This window comes from Cyanobium sp. BA20m-p-22, assembly GCF_024346275.1.
In the GTDB taxonomy this organism is placed as follows: domain Bacteria; phylum Cyanobacteriota; class Cyanobacteriia; order PCC-6307; family Cyanobiaceae; genus Cyanobium_A.
The window spans coordinates 1-5,774 of record NZ_JAGQCQ010000242.1 but is presented as its reverse complement, the minus strand read 5'-3'; the positions used below and the strand labels follow the sequence as shown (position 1 = coordinate 5,774).

Sequence of the window (5,774 nt, the reverse complement as noted above, 5' to 3'; positions counted from 1 at the left end):
GCCGCCGTCGCCAGGGCCAATCTCGATGCGGTGGGCCAGGGCCTGGGCCCCTCGATGGCCACGTGGGACGTGCACTGCCGCGAGGTATGCCGCTGGCTCGCAGCCGCTGGGCAAGAGGGTTTTGATCTGATCTATGCCGATCCGCCCTACGCCGCTGGGCTCTACCCAGCCATCGCCGCAAAGGTGGCCGCAGGCAGCTGGCTCAGGCCCGGTGGAACCCTGGTATTGGAATGCGCAACCAAGGCCATGCCCGCCATCCCTGATGGCTGGCAGCTGGCTGACCAGAGAACCTATGGCAGCACGGGCTTGATACTGCTCAACCAGCCCTAGGCTCAGGGCTGGGGGATCTCAGTCGAGCAGGGTGCCGCGGCGATACTGGTTCCAGGCCGCCACAAACAGGCCGGCGAGGGTGACTGGAATCAGACCGAGCACAATGCCGCAGAGCAGGGGTTCGATCATGGAGGAGCTACCGCAGCTATCTGAAATCAATTCTTTCACGCCCATGGCCCCAATCGCGAGCCTTCTGCACCAACTGTGACTGGCCCACCCCTACCACTTGAAGTAGCGCCAGCTGAAGCTGCCCCAGAGCAAGCAGCCCCAGCGCAAGCCGCCCCGGGCCGCCGCGGCCTGGTGGTTGCCCTGGTGGGCATGGCCGCTGCGGCCTGCATCGTGGCCCTGTTGCTGGTGCTGCCGGCAGCCCAGGCCGACCCCTACACCAGCTCCACCCTGGGGCTCAGCGGTTCGGCTGAAAACGGCGGCCTGCTGTTTCGAGTCAACTGTGCCGGCTGCCACGGCATTGCCGGCCAGGGGCTGGTGGGGCCCAACCTGCACGGCGTGGCCGAACGCAAGAATTCGCGCCAGCTGATCCAGCAGGTGGTCAGCGGGCGCACCCCGCCGATGCCCCGATTCCAGCCCGAACCCCAGGCCATGGCAGATCTGCTGGCCTACCTGAACGGTCTGGTGTGAGCAGCCCGAGCGAACTCGTGGTGGTGCTGGTGGAGCCCGCAGGCCCGTTGAACGTGGGCAGCGTCGCCAGGCTCTGCGCCAATTTCGAAGTCGCCGAGCTGCGTCTGGTGGCCCCCCGCTGCGACCATTTGGGCGCAGAGGCCCGGCTCCTGGCGGTGCACGGGGCCTGGGTGCTCGAGCAGGCCCGCCTCTTCCCCAGCCTGGCCGCCGCCCTGGCCGACTGCCGCCGGGTGGTGGCCACCAGCGGCCGGCGGGACGGTGAACCCCTGCCCCTGCTGGCGCCCGAGCCAGCCCTGCACTGGCTGCGGCAGGGGAGCGCGCCCCTGGCCCTGGTCTTCGGTCGGGAGGACCGGGGCCTCAGCAACGACGAGCTGCTTCAGGCCGGACGGCTGCTCACCCTGGGCAGCGGCGCGGCCTACCCATCCCTCAACCTCTCCCACGCCGTCGCCACAGTGCTGCACCGCTGGCACGAACTGCAGGCCCCGCCCAGCTCCGCCCAGCCCCTGCCCGAACCATGCCAGCGCCAGGAAATTGAAGCCATGCTCGGCGACGCCGAAAACCTCCTGCTCGAGGTGGGCTTCCTCCATCCCCACACCGCCCAGGCCCGCATGGCCAAGCTGCGGGGGCTGCTACAGCGGGCTCAGGCCTCCAGCGAGGAGGTGGCGCTGGTGAGGGGCATGGTGCGCCAGCTGCGCTGGGCCAGTGAGCGCGGCGACAAGCCTGGACGGACCCCTTAGCTTCGGAAGACTTTGCTTGCAGGGCTCCGTGTCCGCCGGCCGGCCAACCCGTCCCCCCAACAGCAGCTGGGGCCAACCCCTGCGCCTGGTGTTGCGTCTGGTGGTAATGGGCATAGGCCTGGGGGTGATCACCGGCACCAGCCTCAAGCTGCTGGCGCCCCGCCTGGCCCAGGGCGCCGGCGATGCCGCCGAGCCCAAGCCAGAGCTGAGCAAAAGCGTCAAGGGGCTCAGCCAGGGCTCATTTGAGCCCCGCACCGAGCTGACAGCCTTGAGCCAGCGCTGGGGCCAACTGGCCGCAGTCCACAAAGATCTCACCGCCAGCGGCTTCCTGCTGGTGCTCGACGATGGCCGCTACGCCCAGCTGCAGCCCGACCTGCCCCTGCCCGCCGCCAGCTCGATCAAGACGCCGATCCTGCTTGCGGGCCTCGAAGACCTCGACAGCGGCAAGCTGGGCTGGAACGATCCCCTTGCCCTGACCAAGGAACTGGTGGGCGGCGGAGCCGGCTGGATGGCCAGCCGGCCAGTTGGTACGCGCTTTCCCTTCTTTGAGGCGGCCACGGAGATGATTCGGGTGAGCGACAACAGCGCCACCAACCTGCTGATCAAAAAGCTGGGCGGCAAAACCGTCTTGAACGAACGCTTCACTGCCATGAACTTGCCCTCGACGGCGGTGAACAACTGGCTGCCCGACCTCAATGGCACCAACACCACCAGCAGCCGTGACCTGGCCAGGGCGATAGCCCTGGTGGACACCGGCGAAAGCCTCAGCCCCCGGGCCCGCGACCTGTTTCGCGAAATCATGGGCAAATCCCGCACCAACACCCTGATCCCTTTGGGCCTGCTGCAGGGCCTCGGCAAGGACGCCGCGGACCCCGACAGCGAGCTGCTGAGCTACGGGATCAGCACCTACAACAAAACTGGCGACATCGGCATCGCCTACTCCGATGCAGCCCTGATTCAACTGCCCAGCGGCCAGCGGGCCGTGGCTGCGTTCATGGTGAAGGGTCCCTTCAACGACCCCCGTTCCACCGATTTGATCCGTGCCATGGCCGGCGAAGTTTCAAAAACCCTGGTGGGCCGCAAATGAACCGCAACCGCACCAACCCCACACCCTTGACCAACCGCCCAGCCTGGAGGCCGGCCTCCCTGGTGCTCCTGGCCGTCCTGGCCGCTCCCGCCGCCGCCCTGGCCCAGCCCGCCCCCGTCGTGCTGCGTCCCCAGAGCGTGGCCCCCCTGCCCGGGGGCCTGGATCGGGTGCTGCTGGTGAATGACAACAATCCCGAGCTGATTCGCGAGCCCGGGATCCTGCTTTCCACTTTCCCCGGCGCCGGTCGCGGCGTGCCTGCAGCCCACTTGGATGTGGCGCTGAACGGCCGCTTCGACCTGTTCAGCCACCACGTCTATGCGGGCAAGCCGGAGAGCCTCGACTCCACCCTGTGGCTGGCGGTGCTGGCGGCTCCCCGCGGCCCCGGACCCGTGACCCTGAAGCTGCTGGCTGGCTCCACCGCCCTATCGCAAGCCATCGAACCCGGCCAGGCCGGCGCCCCCTTCCTGCCCCTGCCAGCCCTGATGGTTCAGGGCACTACGCCGGTGTGGGCCGGCCCCGGCAGCCGGGTGGCCACCGAATTGCTCTCCCGCCAGCGCAGCCCCGAGCTGCCCGCCAGCTGGACCCTGAGCCCGGGCGCTCCCACCACCCTGATCGTGCTGCCCCTGCCGGTGCGGGGCCTGGACCCCCTGCTCAACGGCCGCAACCTGCAGCTGCGACTGGAGAGCTCGGCCCCCGTGAGCCTGGCCACCCTGGCGGCCTTCGGCCGGGGCAATGAGCCGCCGGCCGCCTCTAGCTGGGCCGCCCTGCTGGAGGGGGGCCTCAGCCCCCGGGAGCACAGCCCCACCCCGCGGGGCAGCAAGGGGGGGATGGTGTACTCGCGGGTTAGTGGGGTGCAGGTGGGCAGCGTCTGGCGCACCCGCATCACCGATCCAGGCAAGAGCTGGCTAAGCGTGAGCCGGGCGCCGATCTCCTGGCCGATCAGCAGCCTGGAGCGGGGCAGCCTCGGCAGCGGCCAGGTGCAGACCGCCGAGCTGCAGGCCTCCTACCCAGGCACCGCCTGGGCCGCCCACGGTAACTACGGCGTCGAATACGACCTCAGCATTCCGCTGCGCAACGACACCACTAGGCCGGTGGCCCTGCAGCTGGCCCTGGAATCGCCGCTCAAGGGCGATGCCGCCAGCGGTGGCCTGCGCTTCAAAAGCATTAGCGGCAGCACTACAGGCAGCCGGCCGGTGATGTTCCGCGGCACGGTGGAGGTGACGGGCCTCGATGGCGCCAGTCCTGGCAGCCGGCCCCTTGGCCGGCGCAGCTTCCATTTGGTGCAGCGGGCCGGTGAGCCCAGCCCCGCCTTCGGCACCATCAGCTTGGCGCCAGGGGCCAGCCGCCAGCTGCAGGTGCGGTTGATCTATCCGGCCGATGCCACCCCGCCCCAGGTGCTCAGCCTGTTGCCGCTGCCAGATCCAGCTGTTAATCCAGCTGTGAAGCCAGCTGTGAAACAATCCGAATCAACTCCAGCCACTCGTCCGTGACGCCAGTCCGCAAGCGCAGGGTCTTCCCCTTCACCCAGGTCGTCGGGCAGGAGGAGATGAAGCTGGCCCTATTGCTCAACGTGATCGATCCGCGCATTGGCGGCGTGATGATCATGGGCGACCGGGGCACGGGTAAATCCACCACGATCCGGGCCCTGGCCGACCTTCTCCCCGAGATCGACGTGGTGGCCGGCGACCCCTACAACAGCTCTCCGGTTGACCCCGACCTGCAGAGCGCCGAGGTGCGCGCCCGGGCCGAGCAGGGAGAGGAGCTGCCGGTGGAGCCCCGCCAGGTGCCGATGGTCGACCTACCCCTTGGCGCCACGGAAGATCGCCTCTGCGGCACGATCGACATCGAGAAGGCCCTCAGCGAGGGCGTGCGCGCCTTTGAACCCGGCCTGCTGGCCAAGGCCAACCGCGGCCTGCTCTACGTGGATGAGGTGAACCTGCTCGACGACCACCTGGTGGACGTGCTGCTGGATTCAGCAGCCTCCGGCTGGAACACGGTGGAGCGCGAAGGTGTAAGCGTGCGCCACCCGGCCCGCTTCGTGCTGATCGGCTCCGGCAACCCCGAGGAGGGGGAGCTGCGGCCCCAGCTGCTCGATCGCTTCGGGATGAGCGTGGAGGTGCGCACCGTGCGCGATCCAGAGCTTCGGGTGCAGGTGGTGGATCAGCGCACCGCCTTCGACAGTGATCCAGACGGCTTCAACAATGCGGTGCAAACCACCCAGGACGCCCTGCAGGACCGGGTGATTGCGGCGCAGAAGCTGCTGAATCAAGTAGCGATCGACGCCGACCTACGCATTCGCATCTCGGCGGTGTGCGGTGAGCTGGATGTGGATGGCCTGCGCGGCGACATCGTGACCAATCGAGCCGCCCGGGCCCTGGCCGCTTTCGAGGGTCGCACCGAGGTGGGCGAAGAAGACGTGGCTCGCGTCATGGCCTGCTGCCTGCGCCATCGCCTGCGCAAAGACCCTCTAGAAACGATCGACTCCGGCGACCGGGTGGTGAAGGTGTTCTGCAAGGTGTTTGAGCGCTCAGACAGCAGCAATCGCAGCGCCTTCGAGCTGGCGTTGGTGGCCTAATTCCGCGCCAAACCGCCACGACATTGATAACGGCATATGATGCCAATATCAATATCGTGGGGAGTGCGGGCCTGATGCGCACGATCATCGATCTGCCGGATACCGATCGGGAACGGCTCGACAGCCTCTGCCGCCAGCGCGGCCTCTCCCGGGCCGAGGGTCTGCGCCAGGCCCTGCGCAGCTGGCTAGATCACCAGGGCGTTCAGCACCAGAGCGTCTTCGGGCTATGGCGCAACCGCCCAGAAGACTCCCTGAGCCTGGAACGGACCCTGCGCAGCGAATGGGAGCGCTGAGGTGGCCGCTGGGATTGCGGCTGCAGGGCTGCTGCTCGACTCCAACATCCTGATCGACCTCTTACGCGGGGAAGCCCAGGCCCTCGCCTGGATCGAGGCCCACGCCGGGGCAACCT

At 68.3% G+C, this 5,774-nt stretch carries 8 protein-coding genes; 7 read left to right on the top strand and 1 reads right to left on the bottom strand.

Annotation, left to right across the window (positions count from 1 at the left end; all coding sequences use genetic code 11):
• A partial coding sequence (locus tag KBZ15_RS16985; RefSeq protein WP_255016395.1) for an RsmD family RNA methyltransferase occupies positions 1-330 on the top strand: 330 nt, incomplete at its 5' end.
• An 18-nt stretch (positions 331-348) separates the two neighbouring features.
• On the opposite strand, the gene petG is transcribed toward KBZ15_RS16985, so the two are convergent.
• On the bottom strand, positions 349-459 hold the full coding sequence (petG, locus tag KBZ15_RS16980) for a cytochrome b6-f complex subunit V (RefSeq protein WP_094559756.1): 111 nt from the start codon (positions 457-459) through the stop codon (positions 349-351).
• Between the two features lie 75 nt (positions 460-534).
• Between petG and KBZ15_RS16975 the strand changes: the two genes are divergently transcribed.
• The 6 genes from KBZ15_RS16975 (at position 535) to KBZ15_RS16950 (ending at position 5,658) form a co-directional block, all read left to right on the top strand.
• Positions 535-966 (top strand): c-type cytochrome, encoded by a 432-nt coding sequence (locus KBZ15_RS16975; protein ID WP_396123530.1) that lies wholly within the window; start codon positions 535-537, stop codon positions 964-966.
• Positions 963-1,703, top strand: coding sequence for an RNA methyltransferase (locus KBZ15_RS16970; RefSeq protein ID WP_255016393.1), 741 nt, complete (start codon positions 963-965; stop codon positions 1,701-1,703). The genes KBZ15_RS16975 and KBZ15_RS16970 overlap by 4 nt, the downstream gene beginning before the upstream one ends.
• A gap of 28 nt (positions 1,704-1,731) precedes the next feature.
• Positions 1,732-2,790, top strand: a complete 1,059-nt coding sequence (locus KBZ15_RS16965; protein ID WP_255016397.1) for a serine hydrolase — start codon at positions 1,732-1,734, stop codon at positions 2,788-2,790.
• On the top strand, positions 2,787-4,280 hold the full coding sequence (locus KBZ15_RS16960; RefSeq protein ID WP_255016392.1) for a DUF3370 domain-containing protein: 1,494 nt from the start codon (positions 2,787-2,789) through the stop codon (positions 4,278-4,280). The genes KBZ15_RS16965 and KBZ15_RS16960 overlap by 4 nt, the downstream gene beginning before the upstream one ends.
• On the top strand, positions 4,277-5,365 hold the full coding sequence (bchI, locus tag KBZ15_RS16955; protein WP_255016391.1) for a magnesium chelatase ATPase subunit I: 1,089 nt from the start codon (positions 4,277-4,279) through the stop codon (positions 5,363-5,365). The genes KBZ15_RS16960 and bchI overlap by 4 nt, the downstream gene beginning before the upstream one ends.
• A 74-nt stretch (positions 5,366-5,439) precedes the next feature.
• Entirely contained in the window at positions 5,440-5,658 is a 219-nt protein-coding gene (locus tag KBZ15_RS16950; RefSeq protein ID WP_255016389.1) for a CopG family transcriptional regulator, read from the top strand.
• The last annotated feature ends 116 nt before the right edge of the window (positions 5,659-5,774 follow it).

Coding starts and splice junctions, on each gene's coding strand:
- petG (WP_094559756.1), bottom strand. CDS start 459: ATGATCGAACCCCTGCTCTGCGGCATTGTGCTCGGTCTGATTCCAGTC.
- KBZ15_RS16950 (WP_255016389.1), top strand. CDS start 5,440: ATGCGCACGATCATCGATCTGCCGGATACCGATCGGGAACGGCTCGAC.
- KBZ15_RS16960 (WP_255016392.1), top strand. CDS start 2,787: ATGAACCGCAACCGCACCAACCCCACACCCTTGACCAACCGCCCAGCC.